The sequence below is a fragment of the Enterobacter soli genome (genome assembly GCF_964208575.1).
Lineage (GTDB): Bacteria > Pseudomonadota > Gammaproteobacteria > Enterobacterales > Enterobacteriaceae > Enterobacter > Enterobacter soli_A.
In genome coordinates, this window is sequence record NZ_CAXOFU010000004.1 from 109,948 (window position 1) to 125,363 (window position 15,416).

13 protein-coding genes and 1 tRNA gene are annotated in these 15,416 nt (G+C 55.7%); 6 read left to right on the forward strand and 8 right to left on the reverse strand.

All coding sequences use genetic code 11. The features are described from left to right. Window positions 1–155: 155 nt before the first annotated feature. On the forward strand, window positions 156–1,121 hold the full coding sequence (gene glk / locus AB6V08_RS05375) for a glucokinase (protein ID WP_368541712.1): 966 nt from the start codon (window positions 156–158) through the stop codon (window positions 1,119–1,121). Window positions 1,122–1,158: 37 nt separating this feature from the next. Here glk and AB6V08_RS05380 read toward each other — a convergent pair whose 3' ends face one another. Further along, window positions 1,159–1,890 carry a LytR/AlgR family response regulator transcription factor gene (locus AB6V08_RS05380; RefSeq protein WP_368541713.1) on the reverse strand — a complete coding sequence of 244 codons (732 nt, stop codon included), beginning with the start codon at window positions 1,888–1,890 and terminating at the stop codon, window positions 1,159–1,161. Then, window positions 1,865–3,601: a LytS/YhcK type 5TM receptor domain-containing protein gene (locus tag AB6V08_RS05385; RefSeq protein WP_368541715.1), complete on the reverse strand. Its 1,737-nt coding sequence runs from the start codon at window positions 3,599–3,601 to the stop codon at window positions 1,865–1,867. The genes AB6V08_RS05380 and AB6V08_RS05385 overlap by 26 nt, the downstream gene beginning before the upstream one ends. Window positions 3,602–3,986: 385 nt before the next feature. On the opposite strand from AB6V08_RS05385, the gene alaC reads away from it, so the two are divergent. Beyond that, window positions 3,987–5,210 (forward strand): alanine transaminase, encoded by a 1,224-nt coding sequence (gene alaC / locus AB6V08_RS05390; RefSeq protein ID WP_368541716.1) that lies wholly within the window; start codon window positions 3,987–3,989, stop codon window positions 5,208–5,210. 62 nt (window positions 5,211–5,272) lie between these two features. Here the strand turns inward: alaC and ypdK are convergent, their stop codons facing one another. From ypdK to AB6V08_RS05415, 5 genes are all read right to left on the reverse strand, one after another. Then, on the reverse strand, window positions 5,273–5,344 hold the full coding sequence (gene ypdK, locus AB6V08_RS05395) for a membrane protein YpdK (RefSeq protein ID WP_099458937.1): 72 nt from the start codon (window positions 5,342–5,344) through the stop codon (window positions 5,273–5,275). A gap of 333 nt (window positions 5,345–5,677) precedes the next feature. After that, the gene (gene lpxP, locus AB6V08_RS05400; protein ID WP_439649858.1) at window positions 5,678–6,595 is read right to left on the reverse strand and encodes a kdo(2)-lipid IV(A) palmitoleoyltransferase; all 918 of its coding nucleotides are present in this window, start codon (window positions 6,593–6,595) and stop codon (window positions 5,678–5,680) included. 287 nt (window positions 6,596–6,882) lie between these two features. Next, window positions 6,883–7,359, reverse strand: coding sequence for a WbuC family cupin fold metalloprotein (locus tag AB6V08_RS05405; RefSeq protein ID WP_368541717.1), 477 nt, complete (start codon window positions 7,357–7,359; stop codon window positions 6,883–6,885). A 64-nt stretch (window positions 7,360–7,423) separates the two neighbouring features. Continuing rightward, window positions 7,424–7,495 (reverse strand) — tRNA-Arg (locus tag AB6V08_RS05410). Between the two features lie 75 nt (window positions 7,496–7,570). Continuing rightward, window positions 7,571–8,500 (reverse strand): formate/nitrite transporter family protein, encoded by a 930-nt coding sequence (locus tag AB6V08_RS05415; protein ID WP_368541718.1) that lies wholly within the window; start codon window positions 8,498–8,500, stop codon window positions 7,571–7,573. 316 nt (window positions 8,501–8,816) lie between these two features. Between AB6V08_RS05415 and mlaA the strand changes: the two genes are divergently transcribed. Then, window positions 8,817–9,569, forward strand: a complete 753-nt coding sequence (gene mlaA / locus AB6V08_RS05420; RefSeq protein WP_368541719.1) for a phospholipid-binding lipoprotein MlaA — start codon at window positions 8,817–8,819, stop codon at window positions 9,567–9,569. A 44-nt stretch (window positions 9,570–9,613) separates the two neighbouring features. On the opposite strand, the gene fadL is transcribed toward mlaA, so the two are convergent. Further along, complete coding sequence (fadL, locus tag AB6V08_RS05425) at window positions 9,614–10,960, reverse strand: long-chain fatty acid transporter FadL (RefSeq protein ID WP_368541720.1); 1,347 nt, start codon at window positions 10,958–10,960, stop codon at window positions 9,614–9,616. A gap of 371 nt (window positions 10,961–11,331) precedes the next feature. Here fadL and AB6V08_RS05430 point away from each other — a divergent pair, with 371 nt between their 5' ends. The 3 genes from AB6V08_RS05430 to fadJ all read left to right on the forward strand — a co-directional run bounded on the left by AB6V08_RS05430 (window position 11,332) and on the right by fadJ (window position 15,255). Next, entirely contained in the window at window positions 11,332–11,616 is a 285-nt protein-coding gene (locus tag AB6V08_RS05430) for a YfcZ/YiiS family protein (protein WP_368541721.1), read from the forward strand. A 181-nt stretch (window positions 11,617–11,797) separates the two neighbouring features. Further along, entirely contained in the window at window positions 11,798–13,108 is a 1,311-nt protein-coding gene (gene fadI, locus AB6V08_RS05435) for an acetyl-CoA C-acyltransferase FadI (RefSeq protein WP_368541722.1), read from the forward strand. Beyond that, window positions 13,108–15,255: a fatty acid oxidation complex subunit alpha FadJ gene (gene fadJ / locus AB6V08_RS05440; protein WP_368541723.1), complete on the forward strand. Its 2,148-nt coding sequence runs from the start codon at window positions 13,108–13,110 to the stop codon at window positions 15,253–15,255. Before fadI ends, fadJ begins: the two co-directional genes overlap by 1 nt. The last annotated feature ends 161 nt before the right edge of the window (window positions 15,256–15,416 follow it).

The following is a 15,416-nucleotide window of genomic DNA, read 5'->3' on the forward strand; positions in this document are numbered from 1 at the left end:
TGCGGCAATAGTGCAAAAGATGCTGAAACGGTAAAGTTATTCTGTGACGAAGATCGATTATCCTGGGGCGACTGAGTTCTGGTCGTTGTTGTTATCCAGCCTTGAAATTACAGTGTCCCAAAGATTTATTTTGACTTTAGCGGAGCAGTAGAAGAATGACAAAGTATGCTTTGGTAGGTGACGTGGGCGGCACAAACGCACGCCTTGCGCTATGTGATGTGAACAGCGGTGAAATCTCTCAGGCGAAAACCTATTCAGGGCTTGATTACCCGAGCCTGGAAGCCGTGGTTCGGGTCTATCTGGAAGAGCACAAGATAAGCGTTGAGGACGGGTGTATCGCTATCGCCTGTCCGATTACCGGCGACTGGGTGGCGATGACCAACCATACCTGGGCATTCTCTATCGCTGAGATGAAAAAGAACCTTGGCTTCGCGCATCTTGAAATCATCAACGACTTCACCGCGGTTTCGATGGCTATCCCGATGTTAAAGCCGGAACACCTGATCCAGTTTGGCGGCGCGGCGCCGGTTGAAGGTAAACCGATTGCCGTCTACGGCGCGGGGACCGGGCTGGGTGTGTCGCATCTGGTGCACGTCGATAAGCGCTGGGTAAGCCTGCCGGGCGAAGGCGGTCACGTTGATTTCGCGCCAAACAGCGAAGAAGAGGGGATTATCCTTGAAGAGCTGCGCGCGGAAATCGGCCACGTCTCCGCCGAGCGCGTGCTGTCCGGCCCGGGCCTGGTGAACCTGTATCGTGCGATTGTGAAATCCGACGGGCGTTTACCGGAAAACCTGCAGCCGAAAGACGTGACCGAGCGTGCGCTGGCGGATTCCTGCATCGACTGCCGCCGCGCGCTGTCGCTGTTCTGCGTGATCATGGGACGCTTTGGCGGCAACCTGGCGCTGAACCTCGGCACCTTCGGCGGCGTGTATATCGCAGGCGGGATTGTGCCGCGCTTCCTCGACTTCTTCACCGCATCCGGCTTCCGCGGCGGGTTCGAAGACAAAGGCCGTTTCAGAAGCTACGTGCAGGACATTCCGGTCTACCTGATCGTGCATGATAACCCAGGCCTGCTGGGCTCCGGCGCGCACCTGCGCCAGGTGTTAGGTCAGATCCTCTAAGCCGCAACCCCCTCTCCGGCGGGAGAGGGGGACGCCCTCACAGGTGCATCAGCTGGCGAAACTCTTTCACCTTGCTGCGGCTCACCGGCACCTGAAAATCCAGATCCTTTAAGCGCAAAATGTAGGTGTTGTTAAACCAGGGTTCGATCTCACGGATCTTGTTTAAGTTGACGCAAAACGAGCGGTGGCAGCGGAAGAAGTGCGCCGCGGGCAGCTTGCTGCAAAACTCGGTAATGTTCATCGCCATCACGTAGGACTCGCGCCGGGTGTAGACAAACGTCATCTTTTCATGGGCTTCGGCGTAATAAATATCGTCGATGGGCGTGACGATAATGCGCTCGTCTTTCACCAGATTGATGGTGTCATTCTCACGCGTAACCGGGCTGGCGTTCACCGGCGCGGCCTGCTGCTGCCAGGCGGCCTCCAGCTTTTGCAGCATGCTGACGATGCGCGACTCCTGGTAAGGCTTCAGAATATAGTCGAAAGCTTCCAGCTCGAAGGCCTCGACCGCGTGCTCTTTCCAGGCGGTGACAAACACGATAAACGGCTTGTGGGCAAACTGGTTGATGTTTTGCGCCAGCAGTACGCCGTCCAGCGACGGGATGTTGATATCCAGAAAAATGGCGTCAACCCGGTTGTGCTGTAAAAACTTCAGCACGTCCAGGCCATCCTCAAAGGTGCCCACAATCTCCATCTGGCTGTGCGTTTTAATCAGCCAGCTCAGCTCTTGTTGAGCCAGAAACTCATCTTCTACGATGATTACTTTCATCGGTTACTCCGGCGTAGGGCAGCAGGGAAATCGGTGCCTGAACGGGGGCACGCTCATGCGGGACGTAAAAGGCAATTTCGGTGCCCGGCTCCAGGCGGCGAATGTGCAGCCCCTCGCCAAACAGCAGCTTCACCCGGTGATGGACGTTCAGCAAACCAATCTTATTGCCCGGCATTTCGTTGGACTCCACGCGCTCAATCACTTTTGGATCGATACCGTGCCCGGTGTCGCGCACCGCAATGCGCACGCGGTTGCCGCTTTCGGTCACGCTAATCGTCACCACGCCCTTGCCTTTACACGGCTGAATGCCGTGCACAATCGCGTTTTCCACCAGCGGCTGGATCAGCAGGCTTGGGATCACGCAGTTGACCTCTTCATCGATATCGTAGATGACCGTCAGCTTGTCGCCAAAGCGTGCCTGCTCAATGGCGATGTAGTCTTTGATCTGATACAGCTCTTTTTTGATGTCGATCTGCTCGTCGTCTTTCAGCTCGATGTTGTAGCGCAGATAGCGCGAGAGATTGAAGATCAGCTGGCGCGCGGTGTCCGGATTCAGGCGAATAGAGGACGAAATGGCGTTCAGCGCGTTAAACAGAAAATGGGGATTAATTTTGCTTTGCAGCGCGCGCAGCTCTGCCTTATTTGCCATCTCACGCAGCTGCTCCGCCCGGGACACCTCCAGCTGGGTGGAGATAATCTGCGACAGGCCGATCGCCATCTCCTGCAGGGAGGAGGTTATCTGGTGCGCGTGGCAGTAGTAGATTTTCAGCGTCCCGGTCACCACGCCCTTTTCCCACAGCGGGATCACCAGCATCGAGTGAATTTCCGGCGTGCGGTGGGCTTCATCATTGTTTTTGATGATGATTTTGCCGTAGTTGATCGCCTGGCGCGTCGTCGGGCTGATGGTGTCGTCGTTGTCGCGATAGTTATGTTCACCTACGCCGACGTAGGCCAGCACGTGGTCGATATTGGTGATCGCCACGGCGTCGGCGTGGATGTCGCGGCGGATAATGTCGCAGACCTGACGCAGGGATTCGGCGTTCACCTGGCGAAACAGCGGCAGCGTTTTGTTGGCAATATCCAGCGCAAGCTTGGCCTGGCGCGCGGCGCTGGCCTCTTTTTCGCCCTCCACGCTCTGCACCAGCAGAACGATAAAGCCGATGCAGACGCTGCCGAGGATCATCGGAATCCCGATTTTCGAGACAATATCCAGACCGAGTGCGGTGGTTGGCGCCCAGACCACGACCAGGATCATGGTCAGCGTTTCGCACACCATCCCGGCGACGATCCCCGCCCGCCAGTGCTGCTGTTTCGGGAACTTACGATTAATCACGCCGGAGAGCACGCCCGCCACGATGCTGGTGATAAAGCACGGAATGGCGGTAACGCCGCCGATATCAATCAGGTAGCGGTGCGTGCCCGCAATGATGCCGGTGATAATCCCCACCCACGGGCCGAATAAGATCCCGCCGGACATCACCGCGATAATGCGCACGTTGACCAGCGAGCCCTCTACCGGAACGCCGGACCAGGTGCTGAACAGCGCAAACATGGAGAAGATAGCCGTTACGGCCAGCAGCTCTTTGGGGGAGTGGGCGGATTTATGTAAAAGCTCGCGAAACAGGCGGATGCGGATCAGGAAAAAAAGGCAGATCAGCATCAGCGCCGCGCGGTCAAACACCGCCAGGAGCATGTCGAATATTTCGTGCACGGGGGAACCTGGGAAATCGGGAAAAAACTATGATAAAAAACCTGACGCCTGATGGCTAGCTATCCATCAGCTAAATGAAATGAGGATAAACCATAATTTCCAAAGGGGATTATAAGCGTGTTGCTGAATCACGCGGGGTTTTTCGCCTGTATACCGCAACAGGTAATCATCTTGATATCAGTGTGTTAAACAGCGTGTAGCAAAAATGCCTTTCCCGGTTTTCTCGTTCCGCTTTTAGAAAAACCCGCATTCCCGTTTTAGGCGTAAGATTTTTTTTAATTTCCCTCTCGACAGCATGATTTTTTTCAGGTTATTTATTAAGCACGCCACAGCCGTGGCAGCGTCGCTCGGACGGTCCGGGCGCTAACGTGAATCTGAGGAACCTATGGCTGACTCCAGTCCTGAACGCCGTTTTACGCGTATCGATCGCTTACCCCCTTATGTTTTTAATATCACTGCTGAACTGAAAATGGCTGCGCGTCGGCGCGGCGAAGACATTATCGATTTCAGCATGGGTAACCCTGACGGCCCTACGCCGCCGCACATCGTTGAGAAATTATGTACCGTTGCCCAGCGTCCGGATACGCACGGCTACTCGACCTCTCGCGGCATTCCTCGTTTACGTCGTGCCATTTCTCGCTGGTATCAGGAGCGCTATCAGGTCGATATCGATCCTGAAAGCGAAGCCATTGTGACTATCGGGTCGAAAGAGGGGCTGGCGCACCTGATGCTGGCGACGCTGGATCACGGTGATACCGTGCTGGTGCCAAACCCGAGCTACCCGATTCACATTTACGGGGCGGTGATTGCCGGGGCGCAGGTTCGCTCCGTTCCGCTGGTGGAAGGCGTTGATTTCTTTAACGAGCTGGAGCGCGCCATCCGCGAAAGCTATCCAAAACCGAAGATGATGATCCTCGGCTTCCCGTCTAACCCGACGGCGCAGTGCGTCGAACTCGACTTCTTTGAAAAAGTCGTTGCCCTCGCCAGGCGTTACGACGTGCTGGTGATTCACGATCTGGCCTATGCCGACATCGTCTATGACGGCTGGAAAGCGCCGTCGATCATGCAGGTGCCCGGCGCGCGCGATGTGGCGGTAGAGTTCTTCACGCTCTCGAAAAGCTACAACATGGCCGGGTGGCGCATTGGCTTTATGGTCGGCAATAAAACGCTGGTGAGCGCCCTGGCGCGTATCAAGAGCTACCACGACTACGGCACCTTTACGCCGCTACAGGTCGCGGCCATTGCGGCGCTGGAAGGCGACCAGCAGTGCGTAAAGGATATCGCCGCGCAGTACAAGCGCCGTCGCGACGTGCTGGTGAAAGGCCTGCACGAAGCGGGCTGGATGGTAGACATGCCGAAGGCGTCGATGTACGTCTGGGCGAAAATCCCGGAACAGTACGCCCACATGGGGTCGCTGGAGTTTGCCAAAAAGCTGCTGCAGGACGCTAAGGTCTGCGTGTCGCCGGGCGTCGGTTTCGGCGAGTATGGCGATACCCACGTGCGCTTTGCGCTTATCGAAAACAGCGATCGTATCCGCCAGGCGGTGAGGGGCATTAAGAGCATGTTCCGCGCCGACGGGCTGCTTGCCTCAAAGGGCGCGCCGGAATAACGCGGTTTTCAGACGTAAAAAAAGGAGCCTTTGGCTCCTTTTTTTTGACTGCATTTACTCAACTAAATCATGAGAGCAAAGGTTCCGGCCCAGACTAAAACAATCACCGAAATGCCCATAAAGAAATATTTCACGTTTCATCGCTCCGCGTATCTTGTGGTACGCATTGAATAACAGAGTCCACCTGATGATAGAGAGCTGAAGTTGGGCCAGATGCCGCTGACTCCCGCTCAGAATTCTGTGCTTTCCTGTTGCCAGACGGCGCTAATGTACGCTTAAAAAAGTGGGGTGACAAGAGGGATTTTTTTAAATAATTTCTGACACTTACGAGTGTCGTGGAACGGCGACAGTTTGATTTCAGTACGCAATAAATTCCCGTTCGGCGACGGTCGAAAAACAGTTACACGGCGTGATTACAGGTGATTGAAAAGGTTAGTTTCTTTGCGAAACTAACCTTCAGGAATGGCTTAGATATAGAGCGAGGATTCGCCGAGCGGGCGGGTTTTAAACCGACGGTGCACCCACAGATACTGCTCCGGGGCACGCATGATTTCTCTTTCGATTACCTTGTTGATAAACGCCGCGGCTTCGCACTCTTTTTCCGGGTAGTTGCTCATCTCCGGGGCAATGTGCAGGCGATAGCCTGATTTATCTGCTTTACGCACCATCGTCACGGTCAGCATAGACGCGCCGGACAGACGCGAAATTACGAAAGTGCCGTTCGTGGTGGCAACGTCTTTCACCGCAAAGAACGGGGCAAAGCTGCTGCCCTTGCGGCCGTAATCCTGATCCGGCGCGAACCAGACGGCTTCGCCTTTTTTCAGGGCGCCAACCATGCCGCGCAGGTTATTACGGCTGATCATCGCCTTGTTGGAGCGCATACGTCCGCGGGTTTGCACCCACTCCATCAGCGGGTTGTTGTGCGGGCGATAGGTTGCCATCATTGGCTGGCAAAGCCCCATCACGCGGCCGCCCAGCTCCAGCGACATAAAGTGAACGCCGACCACCATCACGCCGCGGTTTTGCGCCTGGGCGCGTTTCAGGTTTTCCAGGCCTTCGACGTCAAACCATTTGCGCACGCGCTCGTCGGGCCAGAACCAGGCCATGCCCGTTTCCAGTAACGCCATCCCGATGGATTTGAAGTTTTCAGAAATCAGTTTTTCGCGCTCGTGCTCGTTGTACTGAGGGAAGCACAGCTCGATATTTTTGCGGGCAATGGATTCACGACGTTTGAGGAAGTGACGTGATGCGCTGCCCAGTTTCGAACCCAGTAAACGAAGTACGGGATAAGGAAGTTGAACTAACAGCCAGAGAACGCCAAGGCCAAACCAGGTAAACCAGTAACGCGGGTGTAAAAACGCGCGTTTAAAAGTGGATTCAGACAATATAAAAACCTTTGTGGAGCCAGAAAAGGTAGCGCAGACATCGCGATACGTCGTGCCGATAAGACCAGAATTTGAGGTGATGGTTTCAGGCTTTACCGATCTTTACGGCGTTACCTGTCCACTGCCAATATTGGCTGGCGGCGTAATGTAGCACCGTTATACGATATGTGCTATGTCTGGTTTTTGATTAAAAAAGCGGCAGATGAGAAGGGCGTTGATTTGGCTGTTTTTATAAACAGGAGCAGATTTTATATAGTATCTGCTCACTCATTTATAGGATTTATCAGTTAGCGACGATAAGGGCCATCGCCGGGCTGGACGTGCTTGTACCACTCCATCAGTTCTGCCGTGCCGGCTTCGCCCTCTGCGGGCGCCCAGGCTGCAAAATCTTCAGCTGCAACCGGTTGATAGGCACCCTGTTTGACTTCGAAGATGATCCCGCCGTTGTCCAGCGACAGCACCGCGTGCCAGGTGTCTGGCGCCATCTCCAGAACCCTGCACTCTTCCCCTAACACCACGCGGCGCGTAACGGCTCCGCTGTCGTCAAAATTCAGCACCACGAACCGGCCGCTTAGCGGAACCAGCAGCTCAAAGGTGTGCGGGTGGCGGTGCGGTCGCACGTAGGTGCCCGGCTCCATGGCAATCGCAAGACGCTGCACGGGGTCGCTCAGCTCAGGGTGAAAATTACGGTGGGCACGCAGGCGCGGAGAGTTCGCCGCCGCTTCGCTTTGCTGCTTCATATCGCTAACGGTAATTTGTTTCATTTAAGTCGCCTCAGGGAGAACTGAGAAAAGTGACGAGAAGATACGGGATGGTGTAAAGCGGGAATGTCCCCTGCAGGAATCGAACCTGCAACTAGCCCTTAGGAGGGGCTCGTTATATCCATTTAACTAAGGGGACGAAGCGGCACGAGTATAGCCTTATTTACACTTTGCGTTAAGCTCGTTGCCGCCTGACTGCTCAAAGAGTCACCAGTCAGTCCGTTTTTTTTGTCGATTTATAATCATTTTCCCGTGCCTTGAGTTCCGCCTTACGCTTGTTGGACATATCGTTGCGGATTTGCGCGTGGCTCAGCAGGGCGAAAATAAAGGTTCCGCCGCAGATATTGCCCGTAAGGGTTGGCAGGGCGAACGGCCAGAAAAAATCGCTCCAGTGCAGCGTCCCGTTAAAGACCAGATAGAGAATTTCAACGGTGCCCACCACGATGTGCGTGGTATCGCCGAGGGCGATAAGCCAGGTCATCAGGATAATGACGACGATTTTTGCGCTGCCCGCAGAGGGGAACATCCAGACCATGGTGGCGATGATCCAGCCGGAGATAATCGCGTTGGCGAACATCTCGGACGGGGTATTTTTCATCACATCCATACCAATTTTCACGAACGCGTCGCGGGTTTCTTCATCGAATATCGGCATATATTCGAATGCCCAGGCCGCTATCCCCGTGCCGATGATATTGCCCAGCAGCACCACGCCCCACAGACGCATCAGCAGGCCGACGTTGCCGAGGGTCGGGTTTTGCATAACCGGCAGCACGGCGGTAAGGGTGTTTTCGGTAAACAGCTGCTGGCGCGCCATAATCACGATAATAAAGCCAAAGGTGTACCCGAGGTTCTCCAGTAAAAAGCTCCCCGGCACGCCATCAAGCTGGACGTGAAAGATCCCTTTTGCCAGCAGCGATGCCCCCATCGATAAACCGGCGGCAATGGCCGACCACAGCAGGGCCATGGCATCGCGCTCCATCTCCTTTTCCCCATCCTGACGGATATGTTCATGGATGGCCATCGCCCGCGAGGGCAGCCTGTCTTCATCCACTTCTATCTCTTCGCCCCGGCGTTTCTCCTCGCTTTCCACTTCTCGCTCTTCATCATTTCCTCCAATTTTTTCTTCACTGATTTCCTTCATAGCAACTCCGGGCTGGGTGATCGTGCTATTAAGCGTAGCGACTTTTCGCCATTTCCCCGTGGGGATGCTCTTAAATTCCCGCCAAAGGCAATAAAGGCGATACATCACATTCAAAGCCACTATAAAATTGCTGGCGAAACGAAAACAAAAAGCCAGGCTATGCTGAGATTAGAGTGACGGTGTTTGCTGCCCGTCATCGTCTACGTAGACATCGCTAAACGTGCTGATACAATCGCTTACACGTTTACAGACGGAGCGTCAGGCGCTCCGTTACGGATGGCAATCAACGATAGCCATACTGAACAGGGAGATATTTATGAAACTTCGGCTGTCGGCGCTTGCGCTGGGCACCACGTTGCTCGTGGGCTGCGCAAGCTCAGGTGAGCAGACAGGGCGCTCCGATCCTTTAGAAGGGTTCAACCGCACCATGTATAACTTCAACTACAACGTGCTGGATCCTTACGTAGTGCGTCCGGTTGCGGTTGCGTGGCGCGATTATGTTCCCCAGCCTGCCCGTAACGGGTTGAGCAATTTCACCAGCAACCTGGAAGAGCCGGCGGTGATGGTGAACTTCTTCCTGCAGGGCGATCCCTATCAGGGGATGGTGCACTTTACGCGCTTCTTCCTGAACACCATTCTGGGTATGGGCGGCTTTATTGACGTTGCCGGTATGGCAAACCAAAAACTCCAGCGCGAACAACCGCACCGTTTTGGTAGTACTCTGGGCAGCTATGGCGTGGGCTACGGCCCGTACATGCAGCTACCGTTCTACGGCAGCTTCACCATCCGCGACGATGGCGGCGACATGGTCGATACGCTCTATCCGGTGCTGTCGTGGCTGACGTGGCCGCTCTCGATAGGGAAGTGGACGGTTGAAGGGATTGAAACGCGTGCTCAGCTGCTGGATTCCGACGGCCTGCTGCGCCAGTCTTCGGATCCGTACATCATGGTGCGTGAAGCCTACTTCCAGAACCACGACTTTATCGCCAACGGCGGCAAGCTGAAGCCGGAAGAGAATCCGAACGCGAAGGCAATCGAAAACGAATTAAAAGATATCGATTCGGAATAAATAAAAAAGGTGAGCAATGCTCACCTTTTTTTATTTCTGCGCGATTAGAACGCGTAGTTAAAGTTCGTACCGAACAGCCAGGCTTTACCGTCAGAGTGGAAGGTATAAGCCGCAGGGCCTTCGCCTTCGGTGAAGCTGACGTTCTGACCGTGCATATAAGACGCACCAACGTCGATAGACGCGTCGTCGTTAAAGGCGTAGGTCATACCGGCGCTCAGCCACAGACGGTCCTGATCCGGAATCGAGATGGAGCGCTTGTCGGCCGGGACCGGGCTGTCATCAAACGCGATACCGGTACGGAACGTCCAGTTCTTATCGTAGTAGTAGGTGGTACCCAGCGCGATACGATAAGCGTCTTTGAAGCTTTCATCTTTATAGAACAGCGTCTGGCCGTTGTCGCCAGTGGCTTTCAGCTCCTGGAACTGGCTCCAGCTGGTGTAGGTCAGGCTGTAGTGGATAGCCCACTGCGGCGCAACGCGGTTATAGCCGGACACTTCCCACATTTCTGGCAGGTGCAGAGACAGCGAGCCGTTCTCGGTTCTGCCGCCGGTGCCTGCCGGCAGACCGGTCAGACCCATGTTGCCCAGAATGGTGCTCAGGTTCGGGTTGATGGAGCTCTTGTAGTCGCCGTCGAAGTCGATTTTCACTTCGGAGCGGTAGGTCAGACCCCAGCGGTTGTCTTTATTCAGCTCATACAGGATACCGGCGTTCCAGCCGAAGCCCCACTCGTCACCCTTCAGGTGAGCGATCTGGTCATCTGCGGAATCAATACCGTTCAGATAAGAAGGCGGCACCATGCCGGAGAGTTGGCCTGCCAGCATTGGGCCCAGAGAACCCGCGTAGCGCTCGATTTTCGCTTTTGCGTAAACCGCATCAAAGCCAACGCCGAAGCTCCAGTTGCTGTCCAGACGGTACGCACCGCTCAGGTTCAGGTTAATGGTTTCCAGGTCGGTTTTGCCGCCGTAAATACCGGCCGCGTAGTTTTCGCCAAATTCGGTTGCCAGGCCATAGTTAGAGGTAACGGACGCACCCCAACCGAACTGGTCGTTAATTGGCATCACAAAGTGCATGTTAGGCACCCACGCGCTTGGCGCGATGTTGTCCTGGTTTGCGCTCTGTCCGGTTAACGCTGATTTACCGGTGATGTTCACATCGGGATCGATATACACGGCACCGATAGAGAAAGTGGGACGGTCAAACATCGTGATCAGGGCAGGGTTACGGCTTACGTTACCTGCGTCATCAGCGATGGCGCCTTCCCCGGAATATGCACGGCCAAGGCCAGAGGAAGAAAATTCGTTAAGCTGGAAGCCCGCTGACCAGGCGGACGTAGAGACTATTGCCACTGCAACTGCTAATGCAGTCTTTTTAAACAGGGTTTTCTGGCTCATGACCATAACCTCATTGAGTTATTTTTATTCAATAATTGTTACATACCGTAACAGGAGCGCGAAGTGTAGGGTCTGCGGTATTACATACAAATCAGACCAGTGGCGTGAGTATAGGTCTGACCAGCTAGAATGTTGCAAGTTTGTTTATTAATATTTTCAAACATGTTTCGCGAAACGGGATCTGGTTGGCAAAATTGTGACCAAAGCGGTTCACCCAAAATGGTGATTTTTGTTCTGGATCATTTTTAAGTGTGATATCGGTCACTTCTCTCATTTTGCGCCATTAACGGCTGGAGCCCCTCAGCATCGGGGCGTAAAATATCGGCAACGTGTTTAGCTCGCGCCCGGCGCGAATACTGAGGATAGTTACTATGAGTAAATGCAGTGCTGATGAAACCCCGGTTTGCTGCTGTATGGATGTTGGTACCATCATGGACAACACCGATTGCACCGCCTCTTACAGCCGTGTGTTCACTAACCGTGCGGAAGCCGACGAAACCCTGGCTGCGCTGACCAAACGCGCGCGCGACGTTGAGTCCGATCCGTGCGAGATCAAATCGACGTTCACCGAAGTGGACGGCGGCGTGAAGCTGGATATCGATTTCGTGTTCGCCTGCGAAGCCGAAACGCTGATTTTCCAGCTGGGCCTGCGTTAATCTTTTCCCGGCAATAAACCGCACAAATGCCTCTGACCCTCAGGGGCATTTTCTTTTTCTTCTCTGTGTTTTACATCGCATTTTTTCGTTTCCCCAATTGGCTGAATGTAAAAAAATGGTTAAGACTGTTATCAGGTCAGACCACTTTTATGCGCTAAGCATTTAATTACAGGGGAGTGTTATGAGTCAGGCATTACCGCTTATCACCCGACAGGGCGATCGCATCGCCATCGTCAGTGGGCTGCGCACGCCGTTTGCACGCCAGGCGACGGCGTACCACGGTATACCCGCGGTCGATCTCGGCAAAATGGTGGTGGGGGAGATGCTGGCGCGCAGCGAAATACCGCCCGAGGTCATTGAGCAGCTGGTTTTCGGCCAGGTCGTCCAGATGCCGGAAGCGCCGAACATCGCGCGTGAAATCGTGCTCGGCACCGGCATGAACGTGCATACCGATGCCTACAGCGTGAGCCGCGCGTGTGCGACCAGCTTCCAGGCGGTGGCTAACGTAGCGGAAAGCCTGATGACGGGTACGATCCGCGCCGGGATTGCCGGAGGCGCAGACTCCTCTTCCGTACTGCCAATCGGGGTGAGCAAAAAGCTCGCGCGCATCCTGGTGGACGCCAATAAAGCCCGTACCACCAGCCAAAAGCTCAAGCTTTTTTCTCAACTTCGCCTGCGCGATCTCATGCCCGTTCCGCCTGCCGTGGCAGAGTATTCCACCGGCCTGCGCATGGGGGATACCGCTGAACAGATGGCGAAAACCTACGCCATTACGCGTGAACAGCAGGACGCGCTGGCGCACCGCTCCCATCAGCTGGCCGCCAAAGCCTGGGCAGAAGGCAAGCTCGCCGACGAGGTGATGACCGCCTACGTTCCCCCTTACCGCGAGCCTTTTGCGGAAGATAACAACATTCGCGGGACGTCGACGCTGGCGGACTACGCCAAACTGCGCCCGGCGTTCGACCGCAAGCACGGCACGGTAACGGCGGCCAACAGTACGCCGCTCACCGACGGCGCCGCGGCGGTGATCCTGATGACCGAATCCCGCGCCAAAGAGCTCGGCATTAAGCCGCTGGGCTACCTGCGCAGCTTCGCGTTTACGGCGATTGACGTCTGGCAGGACATGCTGCTCGGCCCGGCCTGGTCCACGCCGCTGGCGCTGGAGCGCGCGGGGCTGACCCTTGCAGATTTAACCCTCATTGATATGCACGAAGCCTTTGCCGCGCAGACGCTGGCAAACGTCCAGCTGCTGGCGAGCGACAGGTTCGCGCGCGAGGTGCTCGGGCGTTCCCAGGCCACGGGCGAGGTGGATGAGAGCAAATTTAACGTGCTCGGCGGCTCCATCGCTTACGGACACCCGTTTGCGGCGACGGGGGCGCGCATGATCACCCAAACCCTTCATGAATTGCAGCGCCGCGGCGGCGGGTTCGGCCTGGTCACCGCCTGTGCGGCGGGCGGATTAGGTGCAGCAATGGTTCTGGAGGCTGAATAATGGAAATGACATCTGCGTTTACGCTCACCGTTCGCCCCGATAACGTGGCGGTTGTGACCATTGACGTTCCGGGCGAAAAGATGAACACCCTGAAGGCCGAATTTGGCGTTCAGGTTCGCGCGATGCTCAAGCAAATCCGCGAAAACAAAGATCTCAAGGGCCTGGTCTTTATCTCGGCCAAACCGGACAACTTTATCGCCGGGGCGGATATCAACATGATTGCCCGGGCGCAAAGCGCCGCAGAGGCCGAAGATCTGGCGCGTCAGGGGCAGCAGGTCATGGCGGAGATCCACGCTCTGCCGATCCCGGTCATTGCCGCGATCCACGGCGCCTGTCTCGGCGGCGGCCTGGAGCTTGCTCTGGCCTGTCATAGCCGAATTTGTACCGACGATGCGAAAACCGTTTTAGGCCTGCCTGAAGTGCAGCTCGGCCTGCTGCCAGGCTCCGGCGGGACGCAGCGCCTGCCGCGCCTGGTGGGGGTTAGTACGGCGCTGGAGATGATCTTAACCGGCAAACAGCTTCGCGCGCGTCAGGCGCTGAAAGCGGGGCTGGTGGACGAGGTGGTGGCGCATTCTATTTTGCTGGAGGCGGCCGCAGAGCGGGCGCTGAAAGGCCGTCAGCCGAAACGCCAGCTGCCGGTGCGCGAGCGCGTTCTGGCGGGGCCGCTTGGTCGCGCGCTGCTGTTCAGCATGGTGGGTAAAAAAACCGAGCAGAAAACCAAAGGTAACTATCCGGCCACGACCCGCATTATCGACGTGATCCAGACCGGCCTGGCGCACGGCACCAGCAGCGGCTACGCCGCCGAAGCCAAAGCCTTTGGCGAGCTGGCGATGACGCCGCAGTCGCAATCCCTGCGCAGCATTTTCTTCGCCAGTACGGAGGTCAAAAAAGATCCGGGCAGCGACGCCGAGCCCGCACCGCTTCGCGCGGTCGGCGTGCTGGGCGGCGGTTTGATGGGGGGCGGCATTGCTTTTGTCACCGCCAGCAAAGGCAAATTGCCCGTGCGTATCAAGGACATCAACCCGAAAGGCATTAACCACGCGCTGCAATATAGCTGGCAGCTCCTTGATCAAAAGGTCAGGCGCCGCCATATCAAGGCCAGCGAGCGTGACAGAGAGCTGGCGCTGATTTCCGGCACCACCGACTACAGCGGTTTTCGCCATCGCGACATCGTGATTGAAGCCGTGTTTGAAGATTTAGCCCTTAAGCAAAAGATGGTGGCGGAAGTCGAAGAGCACTGCGCGCCGCACACTATTTTTGCCTCGAACACGTCGTCATTGCCGATTGGCGACATCGCCGCCAGCGCGGCGCGTCCCGGGCAGGTAATAGGGCTGCACTTCTTTAGCCCGGTTGAAAAAATGCCGCTGGTGGAGGTCATTCCACACGCCGCAACCAGCCCGCAGACCGTCGCCACCGTGGTGAAGCTGGCGAAAAAGCAGGGCAAGACGCCGATCGTGGTGGCGGATAAAGCCGGTTTTTACGTCAACCGTATTCTCGCACCTTATATAAATGAGGCGATGCGGCTGCTGACGGAAGGGGAGAAGATCGAGCACGTTGATGAGGCGCTGGTGAAGTTTGGCTTCCCCGTTGGCCCAATCCAACTTTTGGATGAGGTGGGAATCGACACCGGCACTAAAATTATACCTGTGCTCGAAGCCGCGTATGGAGATCGTTTTAGCCCGCCTGCAAACATTGTTTCCGCAATTTTGAAGGACGATCGCAAAGGCAGAAAAAATGGACGCGGTTTCTATCTTTACGCGACGAAAGGGCGTAAAAGCAAGAAACAGGTCGACCCTTCGGTTTATGGGCTTATTTCCGCGACCGACCAGGGAAAACTGTCGGCAGTTCAGTGTGCTGAACGCTGTGTAATGATGATGCTCAACGAAGCGGCGCGCTGCTACGGTGAGCAGGTTATCAAAAGCGCGCGCGATGGCGACATCGGCGCCGTATTTGGTATTGGTTTCCCGCCGTTCCTGGGCGGCCCGTTCCGGTATATGGATTCCCTCGGCGCGGGTGAAGTGGTTGCTATTCTGCAACGTCTTGCCACGCAGTACGGTTCGCGGTTTACACCCTGTGACGAATTATTGCAGATGGCGGAACGCGGCCAAACATTTTGGCCATCAAGGGAAACTGTCCTTGTAAGTTAAGGTCAAAGAAGGGTAAATCCCGAGGTGAATGAACCTGTAATGGCGAAATTGTAAACAGAGATTGACTATACTTACGCCATTGAGGTAAAAAACAGCGTTTCATTCACCGAATGGATCAGGCACAATGCCCGGCCACCAGGTTCCTGCCCCCGGATGTCATC

What these genes read in the sequence shown, in the direction of transcription:
- AB6V08_RS05380 (WP_368541713.1), bottom strand. Translation starts at nt 1,890, where the DNA reads ATGAAAGTAATCATCGTAGAAGATGAGTTTCTGGCTCAACAAGAGCTG.
- fadL (WP_368541720.1), bottom strand. Translation starts at nt 10,960, where the DNA reads ATGAGCCAGAAAACCCTGTTTAAAAAGACTGCATTAGCAGTTGCAGTG.
- AB6V08_RS05430 (WP_368541721.1), top strand. Translation starts at nt 11,332, where the DNA reads ATGAGTAAATGCAGTGCTGATGAAACCCCGGTTTGCTGCTGTATGGAT.
- glk (WP_368541712.1), top strand. Translation starts at nt 156, where the DNA reads ATGACAAAGTATGCTTTGGTAGGTGACGTGGGCGGCACAAACGCACGC.
- mlaA (WP_368541719.1), top strand. Translation starts at nt 8,817, where the DNA reads ATGAAACTTCGGCTGTCGGCGCTTGCGCTGGGCACCACGTTGCTCGTG.
- AB6V08_RS05415 (WP_368541718.1), bottom strand. Translation starts at nt 8,500, where the DNA reads ATGAAGGAAATCAGTGAAGAAAAAATTGGAGGAAATGATGAAGAGCGA.
- fadJ (WP_368541723.1), top strand. Translation starts at nt 13,108, where the DNA reads ATGGAAATGACATCTGCGTTTACGCTCACCGTTCGCCCCGATAACGTG.
- alaC (WP_368541716.1), top strand. Translation starts at nt 3,987, where the DNA reads ATGGCTGACTCCAGTCCTGAACGCCGTTTTACGCGTATCGATCGCTTA.
- AB6V08_RS05405 (WP_368541717.1), bottom strand. Translation starts at nt 7,359, where the DNA reads ATGAAACAAATTACCGTTAGCGATATGAAGCAGCAAAGCGAAGCGGCG.
- fadI (WP_368541722.1), top strand. Translation starts at nt 11,798, where the DNA reads ATGAGTCAGGCATTACCGCTTATCACCCGACAGGGCGATCGCATCGCC.